This is a genomic window from Escherichia sp. 93.0816 (assembly GCF_013368855.2).
GTDB lineage: Bacteria > Pseudomonadota > Gammaproteobacteria > Enterobacterales > Enterobacteriaceae > Escherichia > Escherichia ruysiae.
Genome location: NZ_JABWNC020000023.1, coordinates 16,276 through 36,060, shown reverse-complemented (window position 1 = coordinate 36,060; position 19,785 = coordinate 16,276). Strand labels below are relative to the sequence as shown.

The following is a 19,785-nucleotide window of genomic DNA, read 5'->3' as shown; positions in this document are numbered from 1 at the left end:
CGGAAAAGTATTAAATACAGGCAGGAAATGATTGAAAGGCGACTGTTCTTTAAAAGAAAGCCTACTTTAAACTTTTTAAAGTAGGCTTTTGTTTTACACAATTTCAGAGGGTAATTTAAAAAATCCGTACTTATTACGTGCCTTAAAGAAGCATTGCATCATTAAGTTTGTGTCATATAAGGCACTATGTGCTTTGGCATGATCGTATATAAAGCCAAGAGAGAAGGCCAACTCTTCAAGGCGGGGACGTTTACCGTCTTCTGTGGCCCACAATCCCGATAACATAGTATCTATAACAGGAACTTCTGGCAGTCTTACTCCATACCCTGAAAACTCGTGTCGAATAAATGGTATATCAAATGCTTCGCCGTTATGAGCAACCCACACAGTACATGCCCCCATATAAGCGCCAATTTCGCTGGCATGATTTGACAACAAAGGTTCAGCTGCGAGCTGTTCCAATGAAATGCCATGAACGGCTTGAGCTTTCGGATCTATGTTTCTGCGAGGGTTAAAACGCATCTCCAGACTATCAATATGTCTCTGTGTCTCCAGTTCATAGCGGGTAATTGCGATTTCAATAATTTTATGACCAGCAAGGAAATCCAGTCCCGTAGACTCGATATCGATGCCTGCAACAATCGTTGTCATCAGAACTCCTTACAACTTCTTAGCGCCCTTAAGTAGTGCGCTACGTACAAATTGAGCCGCTTTTTTCAAAGTTTCTTCACTGGTTTCACAGACAATCGGATCTTTCCACTTACCTGACACAGTGTTGAGAATATTGATTTGGTTGCTATCCAGACAAACAGAGATATAAAGCACCGTGCCACCAGCCAGCATCAAATGCATAGGAAACAGAGGCTTTTTACTGCCTTCACTGAACTGAGACATGGCGATGTTAATGGCTTCACCCACTTGTGTACCAACAAGCCCCTGCGCAGTTTCGAATATGGCACGAATAGCCAGACGAGCCTCTCGATCGCTCATAAGCGACCGGGAATGTTCGTCCGCTACACGAATCAAAGCCTCTGTTGTTTTCCGATCCAGTTCATCTTCAAGCAACATTTCACTAAACATTTTTTATCCTTAACCCATTTTGAGAGTTTTATTGTCGCAATGTCGAAGAGGCGAACAATTTCTAATGAACGGTCACTCGGCCACAGAACCGGTTTTCTATCTTTTCTACAGCGTTATCTAGCATTCTCATCACTGATCTGGCTCTTGCTTCAACCGTGCGATATCGGTTGGAAACGACGAAGGTTTGCAGATCTCCCCTTTGCGGATGCAGGTGAATTTTTGTCAGTTCCCCGCACATCAACGCATCAATACGAGCGACATACAGACGGTCTAATGATGCTCGTTGTGATCGCAAGTAATCTCGCTCTGAGAGAGCGACTCCCGGGCGTAAGCCAGCAATGGCGTTAAAGTTTGAAATAGCAGTTTTGTGGCAAAACTTTTCGATATCGAGGGCTAACTCAATACACCGATCTTCATTTGTATGGCCGACCAAATCCAACGTGTAGGCCATAACATCAGCAGGTGTGCGATCGATAACAAAGCCTTCAACACCACGCGTAAGTAGCTCTATATGCTTTGCTATTTCCATTTGAATCTGAAGCCGCTCATATAGAGGCATAGAATCACCTACTCGAACACCGAGGCGGCTCATCAAACTTCCGACACCAGCATCCACGTAAGGGATTCCGTAATGTTTGTCGATATATTTAGCCAGGGTTGTTTTCCCACTGCCCTGAGCACCAGTGATCCCAATCCGGTAATCCATTACGACCTTCTGTATACGATCTGCGAAAAGCCAGGCTCTTCCTCGCTGGCTCGTTGGGTATAAGCTGTTTCAACAGGCACAAAGCCTAAATTACGCATCATGCTTGCCGGGAAGAATGCATCGGCGTTTGGCACATCAACGCCGATGTGGGAGAGCCAAATCTCTTCAACATGCGGCATGAATAGCGAGTAAATTTGTTCCCCGCCAATCACCCACACAGGCTCTGGTAATCGCAACACATCATCCACACCAGCAGGGTAGAATCCATTTGGTACAAAGCCATGAGAGCGCGTCAAAACGAGGTTATGACGCTCTGGAAGAGGGCGTTTGAGACTTTCCATCGTTTTACGCCCCATAACGACAGTGGCGTTTTTGGTGAGTCTCTTAAATAGCTTCAGATCGGTAGAACAACGCCAGGGGAGTTCATTCGCTATGCCGATCTCATAGTTACGGCCAACAGCAGCGATCATCTTCATTTGCTCACCTCATAGATGACCGGTCGATGGTGAGAGTCGGCTAAAGCGGCACGGAGTCGAGGATCGTGCACCAGCGCAGCGATAAGCAGATCGCCTTTATGCTCCGCTAATGTGCGCTTAATATGCTTCTCATAACTGGTGCCATTCGGTACGAGATGAAGCCAGTCATAATCAACGCCAAAATCTTTCAGCCATCGTTTAGTTGGCGCTTCAAGAGTTTCAGAGCGGCTACTGATAAGCACCACTTCAGCCCCTGAGCGAGCAAAACCACGCAACATACGGCTGGTGGGGAAAATGAGTTCATCACCGGCAATGAGCTGGCCTGCATCCGCGTCAGATACTGATTTACGATGGCTGGCATTTGCCAGCACACCTTCAATTTCGCATAAGACATACATACCTCTTGCCATATCACACCGCCACTGGAACCTTGATCCACGATAGAGGGTCATAGCCAAGAATTAAAACCTCGTCCCATTTGAAATCATCCAACTCTGACCATTCATGAGGGAAAATAACGACCGGATCTGAATGCTCTGGAGCCTGTCGTTTCATTAGCTCACACACACCTTCCATGTGGTTGTTGTACAAATGCACGTCAAAGCCAAAATGCACAAATGCACCGGCCATGTGACCCGTAATCTTCGCGAGAAAATGAGTGAGAATGCCATAGCCAGCAATATTGAATGGCATACCAACAAAAGTGTCTACGCTACGCTGTACGAGGCAGGAGTTGAGGATGCGTTTGGGGATTCCAAGTTCATCCAGTTCAGCTTCAGTAACACTGCCGTCCATCTCCAGATCGTATAGCATCTTGGTGTAGATAGACTCGTAACCGAGGCGACTGTGTTGAAGACCAATGTCAGTTGCCATCGTTAAACGGGTTTCAAAATCCAGCTCACGACTCCACAAAGAGAAGACAAAGTGGCAAGGTGGCAGTTTCATATCCTCAAGCTCGCCTACGTTCCATGCGTTAAGCATGATGCGACGATCGGTAGGGTTCGTGCGCAGTGTATCGACAATACGCTGTAGCTGATCGATTTCACGGGACAGCACTACGCGATCTTCACTGATACCCAGGTATCCCTCGACTTTGTACCCGCATTCACGGAAAGTAGCGATCTTGCTCAGATATTCACTATGGCTCACGATGCGGGTATCTTCCCATCGACGCCACTGCTTACCGTAAACCGGCCCCAAATCGCCATTCTCATCGGCCCATGCATCCCAAATCTTAACGCCGTTATCCTTGAGAAATTGGATGTTGCCCGTGCCTTTCAGATACCACTCAAGTTCGACAAGCAGTGGCTTAAGATTTACCGCCTTTCCAGAAATAAGCGGCACAGTCCCACCAGTAAGCATGTAGTAAGAGGGAACGTAGCAGGTGCTTAAAGTACCAGTGCCTGTGCGATCATCAGCCTGCACGCCGCTTTTAAGCACCGTCTCAATAACTTTTGCATACGATGCGTTTGTTACCTGACCGTTCGTATGCTCACGATTCAAAAGGAGTGACACAAAAACCTCACAAAGATAAGCAACCACTTATTCATTACGTGAGTTTACATTTATTGAGAGAACAAGGCCAGATAGATAAAAAAATGGTGGCCATAGGCCACCAAAAACGAATAGTTGTTTCAGGAATTTAACGCGCCAACACAATATACATAGATAGATAACTACCTACAATTATTTTTTGATCATTCCGTACATTGCTGAGGCTTTAGCTTGCTCAACAAAGGAGGATAAATCGACATCACTATAGGTTGGAGACTTCAGAATCTTTCCATCGGAAATTCGAAAACCGATCATCTTATCGGTACCATCAGCATGGCGAAATCCCAGGTCTGAAGAGTCGTATTTGCAGTTGGCCACAGCCTGGCGACGTTCCTCTACATCAGCAGGCCATAATTTTGTCATGTTAGACCGATGAATTTCGCCAACCAGCTCGACTACATTGATACCGAGGAAATCAGCCAGTCGATAGGTCATCATGCACGCCACATAGATTTTGTTCATGACACGGCGCAGTTCCTGAATCAGCTCAGAATCCTTAACAGTCTTGTTCTCAAGTTTATCTGCCAGCTCTTCGAGCATACATGACGCCTCACGAGCTTCCTGAAATGGCATTGCCATATCATCGAAAACAGTGTTACCGGGCACAAAAATTGTCTGCATAAAGCGATCAATGCTCTGTTCCTGCGTGTAATAGGTCATGCCGGTAGAAATACCACCTTTGATGGCGACCATCGTACCAACACCAACGTATAAAAAGTCGGCCATTGCATCCAGCAGTTGCTCAATATCCCCATTCATTGCAGCTGGAATACCTTCCACTACAGCTTCTTCATGAATCAGGCTTGCACGGAGACGAAGCAGCTCTGGTGTCGGCATAACGCGTCTCGGATGCTGGAAGAGTTCATGAAACTGATCGACCATCTTGTAAATACTTTCAGTGGCTACACCATGGCCTTCATGCAACTCATATGGTTCTGGCTTAAATCCAATGAGTCGATCGGTGGCAAGTTTCAGGTGGTCAGTCAGTTTGGTAAAGTTCATGCTAGTTTTGTTCCTTCTTAATTCTTGTGATCCATTGTGGCCCAGCGTTGCCAGGCCACATAATGCTTTGTATCGGTTTACAGGTCTGCAAACTGGCTTAGAGAAGCCTTATCCACGGTAGAATCGATCTGACCTACCAGATATGTGCTTTGCTCTGCCTCTTGTGGTGCAATTTGCAGTGTGTCGGTTAACAACCACTTGTTCATCCAGACCAGCGGATCAGTGGTAACTTCTGGAAATAAAGCCTTCAGGCCAAGACGATTCATAGCCAGATTGGTTCGGTATTTTACATAGGTCTTCAGAATATCCGCGTTTAAACCAATCATCGAACCGTCTTTGAAGAGATAGTCTGCCCAGTTCATTTCTTGTTCGGCGACTGATTTCATGGTGTCGTAAATGACGTTTTCTTCATCAGCAGCAATCTCTTTCCACAATAAACCTTCGCGACCGGTACGCATGAAGCGGATCATGCGTTCAGTTCCTTCGCAATGCAGAGCTTCATCACGGGCAATAAAGCGCATAATTTTGGTGTTACCCTCAAGCAACTTCCGTTCGCCAAAGGCAAACGTACATGCAAAACTTACATAGAAACGGATCGCCTCAAGCGCATTAATGGACACCAACGTGCGGAAAAGCTGACGATGCAAAGGGTATGGCTCCCAGCCATATTCATTTACGTACAGACGTTCAAACTCTTTCTCACCTAACGACTGGCGCTCGCAGGTCATCCCATAAAGCCTGTCATATTCAGCAGAGATACTGATCGCTCGGTTGATGATTTCTTCATCCGTAACAATACCGTCAAAAACAATGCTCGGATCGTCCACCATGCCACGAATAATGTGGGTGTAGCTGCGGCTATGGATAGTCTCAGAGAAAGACCATGTTTCAACCCACGTTTCCAGTTCAGGAATAGAGATAAGCGGCAGCAGCGTTGCATTTGGGCTACGTCCCTGAACTGAATCGAGTAACGTTTGATAACGGAGATTGCTCAGAAAAATGTGACGTTCGTGGTCCCGCAGCTTCGTGTTGAAGTCGATACGATCGCTCGAAATATCAACTTCTTCCGGCCGCCAGAAGAAAGACAATTGACGTTCAATCAACTTTTCAAAATCACGGTATTTTTGCTGATCGTAACGTGCCACGTTGACAGATTGTCCGAGGAACATAGGCTCTTTGGTTGCATCATTAGCACCCAAACGGAACGTTGAATATGACATGTGTTTTTCCTTTTTCTTTTTTGGTGCGTTTAAACAAGTTGTTATCTTATGTGTTTAAACAAGGCTTACAAATCAAAGAGAAGGTGGGGATATCCCCCACCATATGTCAGATTTTGCAGGCTCCGTCGCACTCATCTTCTGGCTCGACGGCTACAGCTTGCGTCAGTGGATTCTGCGGTTCGTCGTCATCACGCTTTCCTGCCCCATCTCTGGTGTTGTGGTAGTAAAGCGTTTTAACTCCCATCTTGTAGGCGAGAAGCAAATCTGACAGTAGCGTCATCATTGGGACTTTATCGCCTTCAAAGCGAGAAGGGTCATAGTTGGTATTGGCTGAAATAGCCTGGTCAAAGAACTTCTGGATGATCGCCACCTTTGTCAGATAGCCGCGGTTGTCCGGCATATCCCACAGGTATTCATACTGTTCCTTCAGTTTTTCAAACTCAGGCACGACCATCTTAACGATGCCGTCCTTAGAAGATTTCACCGACACCGGGCCACGAGGCGGTTCGATGCCGTTGGTGGAATTAGTGATCTGGCTGGAAGTCTCGCATGGCATTTGTGCCGTCAGTGTGGAGTTGCGAAGGCCGTATTTTGCAATACGTTCACGCAGTTCTTCCCACGGCATCTTTAACTCAAAGTTGGTTTCGCCACTTTCGTCTAATGAAGAACGGTAATGGTCGATCGGCAACTGACCAATTGCGTACTTGGTCTGCTCAAACCAGTCACACTCACCTTTTGCTTCAGCAAGTCGGCAGCTGGCATCAAGAAGGTAATACTGGATAGCTTCGAACGTTTCATGCACCAGTTTATTGCCAGCGGTATCAGAATAACGAACGCCATTCTTTGCCAGGTAATAAGCAAAGTTGGTTACACCAATTCCCAAGCTACGACGAGCTTTGGCAGGCACTTCGGCTGCCTCCATCGGATAGTCTTGATAATCCAGTAACGAATCCAGTGCAGCAACGGCATAGAACGCCACCTCTTTAAGAGACTCCAGTGAACGGATGGCTCCGAGGTTAAAAGCGGATAAAGTGCATAGCGCGATCTCACCGTTCGGGTCGTCGGTAAATGCCAGTGGACGAGTGGGTAGAGTGATCTCCATGCACAGGTTTGACTGGCGAACAGGTGCAAGAGCAGGAATGAAAGCGCCATGCTCGTTAATATGATCTACGTTCGCAATATAAATTCGGCCCGTGGACGCTCGTTCCTGCATCAGAGATGAGAACAGCTCAATGGCAGGTACTGGCTTCTTGCGAATTGAATCATCGGCTTCGTATTTATGGTACAGCTTTTCAAACAGCTCCTGGTCTGTGAAGAAGGCTTCGTACATATCAGGCACATCATGCGGGCTGAACAGAGTGATGTTCTCGCTTCTGACGAGTCGACGGTACATTAGACGGTTACTCATGACGCCGTAATCAAGATGGCGAACGCGGTTTTCATCAATACCACGGTTATTTTTCACCACCAGCAGACTTTCAACTTCAAGATGCCAGATCGGGTAAAACGCTGTTGCTGCGCCACCACGAACACCACCTTGCGAACAAGATTTAACAGCCGTCTGGAAATGCTTCAGGAATGGAATAACTCCGGTATGGGTGGCTTCACCATTGCGGATCTCGCTGCCCAGCGCACGGATACGGCCAAAACCAATACCAATTCCAGCACGACGTGAAACGTAGTCGATAATTGCGGCTGAAGCTGCACTAATCCCTTTCAGACTATCGCCAGACTCAATCAGCACACAACTGGAGAACTGACGGGTTGGAGTACGGACGCCGGCCATGATTGGTGTGGGCAGAGACAGTTTGAACGTACTTGTAACGTCATAGAAACCTTTGACCATCTCCATACGTGTTTTGCCAGCGCAGTCGTCTTCCCAATTCTGGAACAGACACATGCCTACCAGCATATAGATATGTTGCGGCCCCTCATGAATCTCACCAGTAACACGGTTTTGAACGAGGTATTTGCTTTGCAACTGCACCGTAGCTGCATAGCCAAAAAGATCGTCACGTTTCGGCTTAATGTAATTGCCGAGTTCTTCGATCTCTTCAAACGAATAATGTGTCAGCAAATCCTTGTCATAAACGCCCTTGTTAACGTTCTTGACAATGTGTTGGTAGAAGTTCGGATAGTCGTAACGACCGAAGGCATCTTTGCGGATTTTAAAAATGTTCAGGCGGGCAGCCACCTGTGAGTAATTTGGTGCTTCTGGTGAGATCAAATCAGCGGCAGATTTAACCAAAGCCTCATGCAACTGGCTGGTGGTAATCCCATCAAAAATGCTGGCCGCAGCTCCCATTGCTACAGCGGATGCGCTTACACCACGAATGCCTTCTACGCCATACATTACGACGCGGTTGTATTTTTCTTCGGATAACGGCTCTGTTTGGCCGTTACGTTTTACGATGCTTATCATGTATCACCAAATAAAGAGGGCCACTAAATATAGTGGCCCATGTTAATAGATAAGCACTTACCTATCAATGAAATCAAATGAGAGACTTAAGAACATCGCGCACCTGGCGGAACTGATCTGTTTGCATACCGGTATGGATGGCAGCCACCGCATCAGCCAAATGTTCGTTTTTGTTCACGAGAACATCCTGTCCAGATTGCTTACGACGCAGCCACGGTGCTTTAGGGTGTTTTTTCGTAGCCCACTGGATAATCTCTTCTTTCGATGTAGTAAGTTTATTGCCGACAAAATGCTTGATTTCGTTTGGAGTAACCTGGATCAATGGCTTATCCACACACGCAAGTACACCGATACAAATACCGTAAGACGTCTGCGAACGAGAGTTTTGGCTCCCAACCGGTAGCTCACAAAAAACCATATTTGCCTTATCAATGATTGGCTTCGCAACACGCCATATTTCACTGGCGCGGCGCAGATCGTCACTGTTCACACGAACGGTCTTTTTGTTACTCCCCGCTTTAGTCTCAACAAGAGTAAGGCCGTGAATCTCAAGTTCGTCCGTCTCAAGGTCTAAAGTGCCCACAGCAAGCCCAAAGTTGCTCATTGAGGGATCAACACCAACTACGCTGATTTTTTTACTCATATAGTCTCCTTACCATGTTCCCCATATAGGGTTTTCCAATAATCTCGCCTCCAACGAATTGGCTACTATTGCCGTTTGCAACGTTGGTTGGGGATAGTTTGCAAAGTCTGAATACTCATTTTCCTGCGTGACACGTTTATCTGCGGCATGTTTAACACCACTTGCTATGAAATGACGCATGATGCCCAATAGCCTCCGACTGTCTGCACTATCGTTTGCTAAAACATGAGGGAGCTGAAGTTCGATTTCTACCATTTCTCCATACTTACCAACAAACTGTAGTTTGTCCGCACTGTACTTTTTATCCCTCCTTTGGATAAGGAAACCAGTAAAAGCATCACCTGGCGATGCCAAACTATCCACCCGCTTATTGGCAAGTCGAATAAGGTTCGTGAAAGCCATACAGTGATGCGCACCCATTCCCCCAAAGAACCCTTCGCTATTAATGTTAAGATCTTCAGTTTCATGGGATGCAATAAACCCAGGCCCGACGTTGGGAAGATATCCCCCCTCAACAAAAGGATTAATCAGGATCGGCGCAATACATCCAGGTGGTAGTGATTTCAAACTTTGCATCAATGGCGTCTCGGATATTAGACCAAGCAACGCGGCGAATTGTACTCCGTCAATATTGTTGCTGCCCCACAGAATACGTGGAGCCGCACCATTGGAAGTATGCCCATTGATCAGTTTTATCGACTGCATCACTGCAAATACCTGCAAAAACTGCGAGCGGCTTAATTTAAACGACATAGCTGCGCCCCTCTTTAACTTCCAGCGTAATAGTTTCCCGGAACCATGACTTCATCTCTTTATGGGAGATAATCAGCACAGTACCTCGCTCGCGAGCTTTGGACTCCAGAATACCCATGAGGCGTTCAAGACCGGCTGTATCGAGTGCATCGTCAATTTCGTCGCCGATAAACAAATCGATGTTTTTACTCGCCCGGTTACTAACCAGATCCTGCAATGCCAAAGAACACGCAATGCGAACCTTCCGCTTCTCACCACCAGAGAGGGTCTGGAACGACTTACTTGAACCTTTCTTCTGCACACTAATGTTGAATTTGTCGCGATACTCACCTTTTTTAGTGACATCCATCGTCGACCACTCAGCAGTAATATTCCCGTCAGACAACGTATTGAGATACTCGGCAGTGCGTGTATTCAGGAAAGGCGTAACAGACGTCAAAATATGAGAACGCACCCCGGCAGGAGAGTAGACCTGACGAGCTTTTTCCAATAGCAACGTTTGTTCCTGAATAGCCTTCAACTCATCTTTTAAGGACTTGAAGGTAGACTTACTGGATACCAAGTTATCTTCGTGTCTGGCGATAAGAGCAATAAACGGATTAATCTCTTTTGATATACGATCGACCTCAGTACGAGCACGAGTCACAAGAGACTCAATAGCAACAACCTCCTTCTCACGATGACGCAAAGATGAGAGTTGTTTCGTAAGCTCTTCAATCCGGGCAATGATAGCCGTTACATCAGGTGTCGTTTTAACAAGGGCAGACTCAATGCTTAACGCTTTCTCAAGATTCGTTTTGTGTTTAGCCATTGCCTCTGCAAGTGTCTTCGCCTGACCAATTTCCTGACGTGCTTGTTCAATGAAATTCTCCTTCACCGTTGATAGATCTTCTTCGCAGTAGGCTTTGCCACAAGTAGGGCATGGTGATCCTACTTTAGTACCAACCTCTTCTGCTTTGGTCTTAAAATTGCGCGCGCGGCTCATTGCATCAGCCTGACTATTTTCTGTAGCTTTGATGCTTGCCCGAATATCAGTTATCGCACCACGAACTTTGAGCAACTTGGCGTCATGTTCTTCTTTTGAGGCTAACTTTTTGCGCTCACTTTCGATTGCCTTCTCGGTATCACGTATCTGTTCGGGAAGAGTGCGGATCTCAAGTTCAACTTCCGTTAACTCAACTTCGGCACTGGCCAGCCCAGCCAGGGCATCGTCATAACGTTTAGAACGCTCTTGCTCCCATGATTCAGAGGAGGCTTTCGCTGACTCAATTTCTGACTGTGTTGCCTCAATGGTCGAGATTGTCGACTCCAATTTGGTTTTAACCACATCCATACGTGCGGCAGCTGCATTAGCTCGCTCACGAGCAATAGCGTAGGCGCGTGTCAGTCTGTCAACGCCAGCGGCTTCTTCTACGATGGTTTTGAGGTTTTTGTCGGACATTCCAGGTAAATCTGGCATAGCTTCTTGGCTCGCATAGATGGAAGCCATGAAAACCTCTTTAGATGCACCGATCAGACGCTCGACGAACTCCTGCGTCAGCGCATCTTTGCCTTTCGTCATATCGCCATCTTCACCACGAACGATAAGACGATTTTTGAACTCTTTGTGTTTACGGTGACGAATGATTGCGTATCTCTTGCCTTCATCCTCGATGGTTACTGCAACACGACAGTTCTTTTCATGGTCGGTAGACAACACATCGTCACCCTTCACACCATGAGCTGTTTCGCCATAAAGACACCACATCAGGCTATTCATTAGAGTTGACTTTCCAGAGCCATTACTTGATGCGGAACTATCATCACTATTAACACCCTGAATAAGCACTAAACCACGCTGATCTAACTCGACCTCCGCGCTGGCGATAGCCATAAAATTCTCAACCTGGAGCTTTAAAAACTTCATATAACACCTCTGATACCGTGTGTTAGCTTTTGGCCTTCTTTCAATCTGAACTCCGTATGCGCCGGGAAGGATCTGCGCCTCAATACGCCTTTTCTTGTTAACCTTCCAAGATAAAACGCTACGGGATTTCCTTGTGGCGGGTAGGGCTTGTGAAACATCACCGTCTGGCCTCGTTCAAGTCTTTTCATCGTGATGGCAAAGTCTCGAAAGCTCCCATAACGACTTTGCTTCACACAGCCTCCGAACTCTCCGCTTCGGTGAGGATTTCCTGACACAAAATATCCAATTTGCTCAGATCAAATCCGCCGTCAGTATCGTGGACAATCTTGCAATAAGCAGATACCGACTCTCCCAGGCTATCGATTTTGCTGGTTTCAGTTGTGCTGGCTGTCCCTTCCATCATTGATGACTTACGGATGAAGTTGCACACGACACCTTTTGCACCCATTGTTTTGAGGATGTTCTGGTACTTAATGCCTTCTTCATCGTTCTCAATTACGGCGCGGAAACGCACGTAGTTGCCGCGAATTTGGTCATCAGCAACATCATCTTCCAGGTTAATGAATTTAGGCGCACTGGTTTCGTAGTGACTGAAACTGCCGTCCGGGTTTACGATCATGTAGCCAGCCAGAGATCCAACATCTCCCCAATTTTGATGAGTCAGTGCACCGACACTGATAACTCCAGGAATGACCTCTTTGTGGTTGTGGTAATGCCCACTAAGCACGAGACGAAAGCCGATATCCTTTAACTCCTGCGCATCGATACCGACGTCAGGCATTGTTGGAATGGCTTTGTTAATGGATGTATGGATAACAACGTCATGATTATCACCTTCTACGCTCTTACGTAATGCTTTCAGATCGCTGATAAGCTCCGCATGATTGTTACGCCAGCTAATCAGGTGGACAGTCACATCACCAATTTTTATTGAGTGTGGGCGCTTGCCACATACGATTACCACGCCGATAGAACTCAGCGATGCTGCTGCGTTGGCGCTATATACTGAATCGTTGGTTTCAAGATCGTGATTACCGGCCAGCATTACTACTGTCAGATCAAGCTCGTTGATAATCCACTTGTACGTTTCAGTTACGTAATGCAAAACAGAAGGGGACACAGTTCCTCGGACGTGAAATGTATCACCGGCAACCAACATGTACTTACAACCGGCCTTCTTCATGGCGATGGCTGCTTCTTTCGTTGCTTCCAACTGTATTTCAAGTCTGGAGTTAAGCCCCTCAGCGTTCGTCGTGGAGAACGCATCCCATTTGTGGTAGTGGCAGTCAGAAATGACGCCGTATGGCAAAGTCATGTATTTTTCCTTTGTGGTTATTTTGATACAAATTCTAAGAGCAATGAGGAGGTAAACAACTATGCATAACGGTATGTTAGGAATGAAACGAGCGCCTTAATATACAAAATTTATAAGTAAGTATATACCTATTTATCGTGGCGCAACTTTGCTTGTCTGTATGACTAAAAATAAGACAGGATCACTGTAGAACGCTATGAGAGCTATTTTGAGGGGGCGTAGATTCTATCTACGCCAATATACGATCTGGAGGGTTACAGCGCGTCAGTGGGCTTTTTACGCGCTGCGTTTATGCTTATGACGCCAGCTTTTGGACGTGGGTCAACAAGGTTAAGCTCTTCTTCGCTGTGGTATTCGAGGTCGAACTCACGTTTTACATGTCTGATGTAGATTGCGGTGAGCAGGCTATCTTTGGTCAGAAAGTGTCCGTAGGATTTGCGGATCACTTCTTCTACTTTCTCGATTTTCTCACCACCCATACAGAGATGATTAAACCGGCTGTGTTTCCGCAACATTTCGTCTACTGGGCCTGAGTAAACCTTGTCTACTTTCCCAAAACGGATGATTTTCCCTGTGTCTGCGGATACGAGGCAAATCAGCTTGTCTGGTGATAAACGATCTCGCCACGTCACACCTGAACGGAGTGTGTTGAAGTAGGGAGCATCCAATCCGATGATCGGTTTACGAAATGCGAGTAATGGAACGTACCTGATGCAACTGTTTAAATGAAAATTCACACCAGCCTTATCAAGTTTAATTCTGGTTTCGTAGATCGGGCACTTCGCCGCTATACCGCAGATGTCACAAAGCAACTTCTGCTTATTCAGGTTGGAATTTGATTCGATAGTGTAGGAGCCGTCTTCAAGACGACGAACCCAGCGCGTGCGTTTTAGATCCATATGTCATTTTTCTGTGATTGTTAGCCGAGGCAACGATAACCCACCAGGTGCGCCGAAGGTAGTAAATGCCTGTTTTAATTATTCACATATCCACAGGATAGATCCTAATAAAGAGATCCATAGATAGATCCTTGTATAGATCAAATAAGATCCCCGATCGCTGTAAGCCGCGCCACGACTGGTCTGAAGCCATGTTCATGTATGCTGTCAGCGGTAATTGATAGTCTGTCAGCGGTTCACCGTATGCTGCCAACTGTTTTTGGTATTCTGTCAGCGGCAAATCAAGTATGCTGTCAGCGGTTGAATGACAAAGGTGTCCACATGTCCACAAAAAATAAAAAAGGTAAAAATAACAAAGAAGTAGAAGATAATCTCGACAACTTTGAAGAAGGTTCCCTTGAATTGTACACAGGGGAACTTGTCCCTAATAGCAACAATACAGTCCAACCAATTGCGTTGATGCGGCTGGGATTGTTCGTGCCCACGCTCAAGGGGACAAAATACAGCAAGCGTAACAAGCCAAATGAGATCGATGCTTCAAAGGAGCTTGTTCAGCTCGAAGTAGCCCGTTCTGAAGGCTATTCCGATATCAAGATAACCGGTCCTCGTCTCGACATGGATCATGATTTCAAAACGTGGGTGGGCGTTGTGCGTTCGCTGGCAGAATACGGCGAACCTAACGGTCGTGTCGAGTTAAGCATCACGAAATTTGCGAAGTTTTGTGGCTATCCATCGTCACAGATCCGCAAAACACTCCGCGACCGGCTTACAAACAGTCTTTTGAAGATCATGCGTACAACTCTGTCTTTCCAGAGAACGTATGAAGAAAAGAACGTCGACGGCTCTAACAAGATCTCGCTTCTGATGGTGCACCTCATCAATAGCGTGGACTACAACGAGCAGAAAGATACGGTGGTGTTCTATGCAGAACCGAAGCTGGCCGAACTATATCGCTTTGACCATAAGGTTCTTTTGCAGTTAAAGGTTATCAATAAGCTACCACGCAAAGAAACAGCACAGGCTCTGTACACCTTCATCGAAAGTCTTCCAACCAAGCCTGCGCCGGTATCGCTTGCTCGATTGCGTGCGCGACTCAATTTGAGTAGCAGGAATGTCAGCTCGCAGAATCAGACTATACGCAACGGCTTAAAAGCTCTCCAAGATTTGGGTTATCTCGAATACAGCGAGATTAAGCGAGGGCGGTCGATCTATATCCAGATTCACAGCCGCAATCCAAAACTCAAAGTCGCACCGCCAAAACCTGAAGACATCGAACCCAAAAAACTAGATGAGAAAGCTGGGGAAATTGATGCCAAACAGAACATTATCAACAAGATAACCGAACTTTCGCAGAATTTGACGCCTGAAAATATCAAGATGATTGAGATCCTTTCCAATAGTCTCAAACTGCTTTGATATGCTGTCAGCGGTGAAATGTATGCTATCAGCGGCTATTTTTCTGAAAAGTATGCTGTAAACGGTTAAATATATGCTACCAGCGGTATAGTGAGATGAACGTATGCTGTGGGCGGTAAATCATCTATCACCACTCAATGCTCTGTCATACCTCCCCAGTGGTTACTAACCTCGAAGAGTGCATTCCATATAGGTTTGCGCTCACTAACATTCTATTGCTATTGCGCTGATTGCTTGTAGTGAAAGGCATTTATTGCCTGCTGCTCCCTGATAGAACGTATGCTGTCAGCGGTGTTTTATTGAGGAATTTTTGTTTGGATATGCTATCAGCGGTAATTAATGGTATATGTCAGACCTTCGTATGCTGCCAGCGGTAATTTTGTTCTGGTTATACCCATACCGGTACACATTATTCATGCAATGTCTTAAGTATGCTGTCAGCGGTAAAAAATCGAGTAAAGTATGCTGTGAGCGGTGAGATAGACTCTCGATATGCTATCAGCGGTAGTTGATTGTGTATGCTGTCAGCGGTGACGACTATGAAATATGACTGCGGAACGTGCCGCAGTCAGTTTGCATTTAGTGTATTTTCTTTAACAGACCCCAAAGTGTTCCGGCTTTTGTAGTCAGTTTTCCTGTTTCTGGATCGTACATACGCCATTCACGCCGCTGGTGGACGATATACCCATCTTCACGTTCCAGACGCTCAAGAATGCCAGGCTGCTTGAAACCCTTAGCACGCCAGTAGCCGCTTGTTTTCTCGATTTCCAGACCTGCCAGTGTTAATGCCATTATCCAACCTCCTTGCAGTCATCGAAAAGGTAGCTTTGCTGAGAAGCGTGAACACCATAGAAGCCCTTGTATTTGTTGTATACGAAGTGGTCTTCTCCGACGCCGGTTAATTTGCCATTACGATTTGTGAGATATGGGGATGACAACACTCGATCGTCACGCACAACATAGAACTGGTCGCCGCTGTCTACGACCATCGCTCCATATGGTGCTTTTATGACGTCGGTAAGAGCGCCATTCTTAACGTCGGCTACAGACATTTCACACTGATAAACAGTGGTGTCGGCCACAACGATCGAAGAAAGGAACAACAGCGCGAATGGGATGGCCTTCATGCTGCCACCTCTTTGATTACATCAAATGCTGAATTAAATACGAGCACGATAGCCAAAGCGTTTATGACTACGTCGTTCACCGGGGAAAAGACTTTACGAATGACACCGGTGAAAATGCAGTCGATGACAAAAGCTATTGAAACGATGAGTAACAAGTATTCAATAAAAATCTTCATGATAGGTAGATACTAACTTATATAAATTTTACTGTAAACTCACTCAAAAGTGCTGATGCTTAAAATACGCTCAAGATGTGCGGCATCTTCATCACTGATTTGTTGAGTCTCTTCTACGTACCAACAGTTGCCGTTATGCCAACAAACACCATCATCATCAACCATCACTGAATCAGCGTCATGACCTGTATATTCAACGAGAATACGCTGGATCAGCGCGTCAGTTTCTTCGTCGTTAAGGCCATCGGCTTTGACCATAAAAAGCGGAAACACGTCATAGACAGTGCTGGTAACGATTCGAACTAAAACTCTCATGTGTTTTTCCTTTTGTGGTTAGTGTTTACTTATTTTGTTAGTTATGAATAGGCGATCAATCTTCTTGTTTAGGGAAAAACTGTTCAATAACTCTGTCAACGGCTGTGTCTATATGGAGTAGATGCCACACAACCATATCTTTGCTCCCCATGCCTTGTGTGAATATCACGTCATACTTACGCCATGCGCAGTGGAACCAATATGCTGAGTCATCAATTGGTAAATCCTCTCCCGCCTCTTTGAAGTATTTCAGCAGCATTGCTTGCTCTGCCGTTGGCGTTGGACCTATTTCCTGAGCGTACATACGGATAAATCGCTGCCAGTCTGTCTCGTCGGTGGTCGGATCTGGTGGATTCATTTCGGCGATAGCGTTTCGTAGCTGATGCGCCCAATCAGGTTCAGGAAAGCCTTTTGCTGCTTCATCATCAATAACATCCAGAGCCACGTTTGCGGCATCGTAGAGTTTCTTAATAGCTGTCATGTTTTCTTATCCTTTTAAACAAATTGTTTTCTTAATAAGATAATTGCGATAAAAAAGGCGTCCAACTGGACGCCTGAACTTTTTAGGGGAGTTATTTCACTGTAATGAAAGGAGTGTTAGCCCCTTGAGTCATGTACTGCGGTAACTGGCCATTCCATTTATTGATGGCTTCCAGTTCCATAACGTTCGGGTTTTGACGCAGAGCTTCACCGCGCAGACGAATGGCGTCTGCTTCTGCTTGCGCACGAGCACGGATAGCATCAGCTTCACCATTAGCCTGTTCACGTAGCATATTCGCCTCAGCTTTACGTTGTTCAACTTCCTGCTGACGTTGCAGAGTACGCTGGTTAGCCGTTACTTTGGCGTTAATAGATTCAATGACAGTTTTTGGGTAATCAGGCTTTCCAACCCATGACAGGCTCAGTACCTCAATACCAACCGGAGACATCTCTTTCTGAATATCTTTCAGTGCGTTGTCCAGCAATTGTGCCTTACCACCGTCGATAAATGAGTCAGTGGTCATACGGCTGGCCAAACGGTTTAGAGAGTCGGCAATTTTCTGACGCAGATCTGATTCGGTGATATCGTCTACGCCTTTGCGATAGGTCTGGAACACCGTCGTTACCTTGTCACGATTAACCAGATACGCAACGCCAATTTTGTGACCAATAGCAGTACCGTCACTCATCTGGAATGTGAACGGCTCGTCGTAGGTCTTCATTTGTTTGAAGGTCGGGAATACGTAAAGTTCGGTGTTAAGACCTGTCCATTGGCGACCAACGCCAACCACTTCACCAATCCCTTTGTCTTCACCTAATTTGTTTACTTTGATGCCAACGTATCCAGGCTCCACGCGATCACAGCCAGTAAGACCCATTGTGCAAATAGCCGCCAGAGCAACTGCAAGTAAACCTTTCTTCATTACTTATTTCCCCTTTGCTTTGATTAATGAGTTGATAAACTTACGACCAGCAATAAGACCGATTACAGGAGCACCAAAACCAACGATAACTCCAAACATGACGGCTAAATCACTCTTGGTAGAAATCAGCGACGGAACCAGTAAACCGTAGATGAGAGCCACTGAAAGGCCTGTGGCTACTGCCAATAGATAGATTTTGATCATGTGTTTTCCTATGTGGTTGTTATGCGAAAATAATAAGTAAGTGCTTATATATTTTCAAGAGATAAAAAAGGCGTCCGGTGGACGCCTTGTGTTTACTCTTCTACTGACTCGGTGGGGTTGTCTTTTGCTCTTCGGTCGTCGATTGCCTGCAAAGCCGCAATGATTTCAGCCAGTGGCTTCTCCCGATACATCTCGACGATCTGCGATTTGGTGTATTTCTTGTCACCAATTTCAACTCGCCCGCTGGCGTTCTTTGGCAGGTATCCTTCTTCCAGCATGTACTCGACGAGCGATTCGATAACGTCGAGGCCACGAGTAGGATCGAAGTAGAATTTCCAGGTGCATTTGCCATACGGTGGTGCAACTTTGTTTTTGATGCATTCTGCGCCTACGTCCTGGCCGATCTTCTCTTTACCATCCTTCATCACCGATGCACCAAGACGGATACGTACAGAAGCGTAGAACTTCGGTGAATCTCCACCTGGCGACGTAGTAGGGTCGCCAAACATTACACCGATTTTTGTGCGAACCTGATTCAAGAAGATGATGCAGGCGTTGTATTTGCGTGCCCACAAAGCCAGAGTAGGGAAGTTCGCACTCGTCGCACGAGCCAGTGCCGTATTGTCGTTCATGTTTAGCTGATCTTTGTCTTTGGCAGTGCCTTCAGCCATCTTTTCGAACTTCTCGGCTTTGGAGTTCGGAACCATAGACGCAAGAGAGTCAGCCACGATACAGATTGGTGCTGATTCGGGGATAAGCTCTTCATCACGAACCAATTTAAGTATTGTGCCGATCAACTCTACAGAGTCTTCGAAGGTATCTGGCTGCTTGTATACCCACTGACCGTCATCCTCATCTGCGTTCAGGCCATTGGCGACAGCCAGGCCAACGTCAAAACTGTTTTCATGATCGAGGAATACCGCCAGACCATCTTGTTTTTGAGCGGAGATCATCGCTGCTGTTGCAAGGAACGTTTTCCCTGCACTTGGAGGACCGAATACTTCGACGATACGACCACATGGGAAGCCGCCATCGTAACGACCAGAAATAGCTTTGTTTAACGGTGGAAAGCCTGTATCAATCCAATGAGTTACTTTCTGAATTTCGTCGTTGCTACCGATTTTCTTTTTCAGAGCAAGTGCCAGTGCGGATTTTCCTTTTGCCATGA

Annotated in this window: 23 protein-coding genes; 1 reads left to right on the top strand and 22 read right to left on the bottom strand. The window is 46.2% G+C overall.

The genetic code is table 11. The annotated features are described in order from the left end of the window. Positions 1–93 precede the first annotated feature (93 nt). From HEM79_RS18810 to HEM79_RS18745, 15 genes are all read right to left on the bottom strand, one after another. Positions 94–651: a 3'-5' exonuclease gene (locus HEM79_RS18810; protein WP_176242874.1), complete on the bottom strand. Its 558-nt coding sequence runs from the start codon at positions 649–651 to the stop codon at positions 94–96. Positions 652–660: 9 nt separating this feature from the next. After that, positions 661–1,080, bottom strand: coding sequence for a hypothetical protein (locus tag HEM79_RS18805; RefSeq protein ID WP_001718079.1), 420 nt, complete (start codon positions 1,078–1,080; stop codon positions 661–663). Positions 1,081–1,141: 61 nt separating this feature from the next. Beyond that, positions 1,142–1,786 (bottom strand): AAA family ATPase, encoded by a 645-nt coding sequence (locus tag HEM79_RS18800; RefSeq protein ID WP_000386469.1) that lies wholly within the window; start codon positions 1,784–1,786, stop codon positions 1,142–1,144. Then, the gene (gene dfrA51, locus HEM79_RS18795) at positions 1,786–2,262 is read right to left on the bottom strand and encodes a trimethoprim-resistant dihydrofolate reductase DfrA51 (RefSeq protein WP_000781810.1); all 477 of its coding nucleotides are present in this window, start codon (positions 2,260–2,262) and stop codon (positions 1,786–1,788) included. Before dfrA51 ends, HEM79_RS18800 begins: the two co-directional genes overlap by 1 nt. Further along, the gene (locus HEM79_RS18790; protein WP_001308886.1) at positions 2,259–2,672 is read right to left on the bottom strand and encodes a hypothetical protein; all 414 of its coding nucleotides are present in this window, start codon (positions 2,670–2,672) and stop codon (positions 2,259–2,261) included. The genes dfrA51 and HEM79_RS18790 overlap by 4 nt, the downstream gene beginning before the upstream one ends. Position 2,673: 1 nt before the next feature. Next, on the bottom strand, positions 2,674–3,777 hold the full coding sequence (locus HEM79_RS18785; RefSeq protein ID WP_176242875.1) for a thymidylate synthase: 1,104 nt from the start codon (positions 3,775–3,777) through the stop codon (positions 2,674–2,676). A gap of 171 nt (positions 3,778–3,948) precedes the next feature. Further along, positions 3,949–4,818, bottom strand: coding sequence for a hypothetical protein (locus HEM79_RS18780; RefSeq protein WP_001011861.1), 870 nt, complete (start codon positions 4,816–4,818; stop codon positions 3,949–3,951). 77 nt (positions 4,819–4,895) lie between these two features. Further along, positions 4,896–6,038 (bottom strand): class Ia ribonucleoside-diphosphate reductase subunit beta, encoded by a 1,143-nt coding sequence (gene nrdB / locus HEM79_RS18775; protein WP_000122502.1) that lies wholly within the window; start codon positions 6,036–6,038, stop codon positions 4,896–4,898. Positions 6,039–6,144: 106 nt separating this feature from the next. Beyond that, positions 6,145–8,460 carry a class 1a ribonucleoside-diphosphate reductase subunit alpha gene (gene nrdA / locus HEM79_RS18770; protein ID WP_060965161.1) on the bottom strand — a complete coding sequence of 772 codons (2,316 nt, stop codon included), beginning with the start codon at positions 8,458–8,460 and terminating at the stop codon, positions 6,145–6,147. Positions 8,461–8,533: 73 nt separating this feature from the next. Next, positions 8,534–9,103, bottom strand: coding sequence for a hypothetical protein (locus HEM79_RS18765; RefSeq protein ID WP_000037962.1), 570 nt, complete (start codon positions 9,101–9,103; stop codon positions 8,534–8,536). Between the two features lie 9 nt (positions 9,104–9,112). Then, positions 9,113–9,856 carry a hypothetical protein gene (locus tag HEM79_RS18760; protein ID WP_000008655.1) on the bottom strand — a complete coding sequence of 248 codons (744 nt, stop codon included), beginning with the start codon at positions 9,854–9,856 and terminating at the stop codon, positions 9,113–9,115. Beyond that, the gene (locus HEM79_RS18755; RefSeq protein WP_001404451.1) at positions 9,846–11,762 is read right to left on the bottom strand and encodes an AAA family ATPase; all 1,917 of its coding nucleotides are present in this window, start codon (positions 11,760–11,762) and stop codon (positions 9,846–9,848) included. The genes HEM79_RS18760 and HEM79_RS18755 overlap by 11 nt, the downstream gene beginning before the upstream one ends. Beyond that, complete coding sequence (locus HEM79_RS23070; protein WP_001308884.1) at positions 11,759–12,037, bottom strand: hypothetical protein; 279 nt, start codon at positions 12,035–12,037, stop codon at positions 11,759–11,761. Before HEM79_RS23070 ends, HEM79_RS18755 begins: the two co-directional genes overlap by 4 nt. Beyond that, positions 11,992–13,077 (bottom strand): metallophosphoesterase family protein, encoded by a 1,086-nt coding sequence (locus HEM79_RS18750; protein ID WP_000174803.1) that lies wholly within the window; start codon positions 13,075–13,077, stop codon positions 11,992–11,994. The genes HEM79_RS23070 and HEM79_RS18750 overlap by 46 nt, the downstream gene beginning before the upstream one ends. 254 nt (positions 13,078–13,331) lie before the next feature. Continuing rightward, entirely contained in the window at positions 13,332–13,976 is a 645-nt protein-coding gene (locus HEM79_RS18745; protein ID WP_000364573.1) for a hypothetical protein, read from the bottom strand. Positions 13,977–14,177: 201 nt separating this feature from the next. On the opposite strand from HEM79_RS18745, the gene HEM79_RS18740 reads away from it, so the two are divergent. Continuing rightward, complete coding sequence (locus HEM79_RS18740; protein WP_024219435.1) at positions 14,178–15,392, top strand: RepB family plasmid replication initiator protein; 1,215 nt, start codon at positions 14,178–14,180, stop codon at positions 15,390–15,392. A gap of 579 nt (positions 15,393–15,971) precedes the next feature. On the opposite strand, the gene HEM79_RS18735 is transcribed toward HEM79_RS18740, so the two are convergent. The 7 genes from HEM79_RS18735 to HEM79_RS18705 all read right to left on the bottom strand — a co-directional run bounded on the left by HEM79_RS18735 (position 15,972) and on the right by HEM79_RS18705 (position 19,783). Further along, on the bottom strand, positions 15,972–16,184 hold the full coding sequence (locus tag HEM79_RS18735; protein ID WP_001229345.1) for a hypothetical protein: 213 nt from the start codon (positions 16,182–16,184) through the stop codon (positions 15,972–15,974). After that, the gene (locus HEM79_RS18730; protein ID WP_000644408.1) at positions 16,184–16,519 is read right to left on the bottom strand and encodes a hypothetical protein; all 336 of its coding nucleotides are present in this window, start codon (positions 16,517–16,519) and stop codon (positions 16,184–16,186) included. The genes HEM79_RS18735 and HEM79_RS18730 overlap by 1 nt, the downstream gene beginning before the upstream one ends. A gap of 215 nt (positions 16,520–16,734) precedes the next feature. After that, complete coding sequence (locus tag HEM79_RS18725; RefSeq protein WP_001265407.1) at positions 16,735–17,010, bottom strand: hypothetical protein; 276 nt, start codon at positions 17,008–17,010, stop codon at positions 16,735–16,737. A 55-nt stretch (positions 17,011–17,065) separates the two neighbouring features. After that, positions 17,066–17,491: a DUF7238 family protein gene (locus HEM79_RS18720; protein WP_033803584.1), complete on the bottom strand. Its 426-nt coding sequence runs from the start codon at positions 17,489–17,491 to the stop codon at positions 17,066–17,068. Between the two features lie 91 nt (positions 17,492–17,582). Next, positions 17,583–18,413: an SPFH domain-containing protein gene (locus HEM79_RS18715; RefSeq protein ID WP_000715581.1), complete on the bottom strand. Its 831-nt coding sequence runs from the start codon at positions 18,411–18,413 to the stop codon at positions 17,583–17,585. 3 nt (positions 18,414–18,416) lie between these two features. Then, positions 18,417–18,617, bottom strand: coding sequence for a hypothetical protein (locus tag HEM79_RS18710; RefSeq protein ID WP_021533191.1), 201 nt, complete (start codon positions 18,615–18,617; stop codon positions 18,417–18,419). Between the two features lie 92 nt (positions 18,618–18,709). Further along, entirely contained in the window at positions 18,710–19,783 is a 1,074-nt protein-coding gene (locus HEM79_RS18705; protein WP_001051809.1) for a recombinase RecA, read from the bottom strand. Positions 19,784–19,785 lie beyond the last annotated feature (2 nt).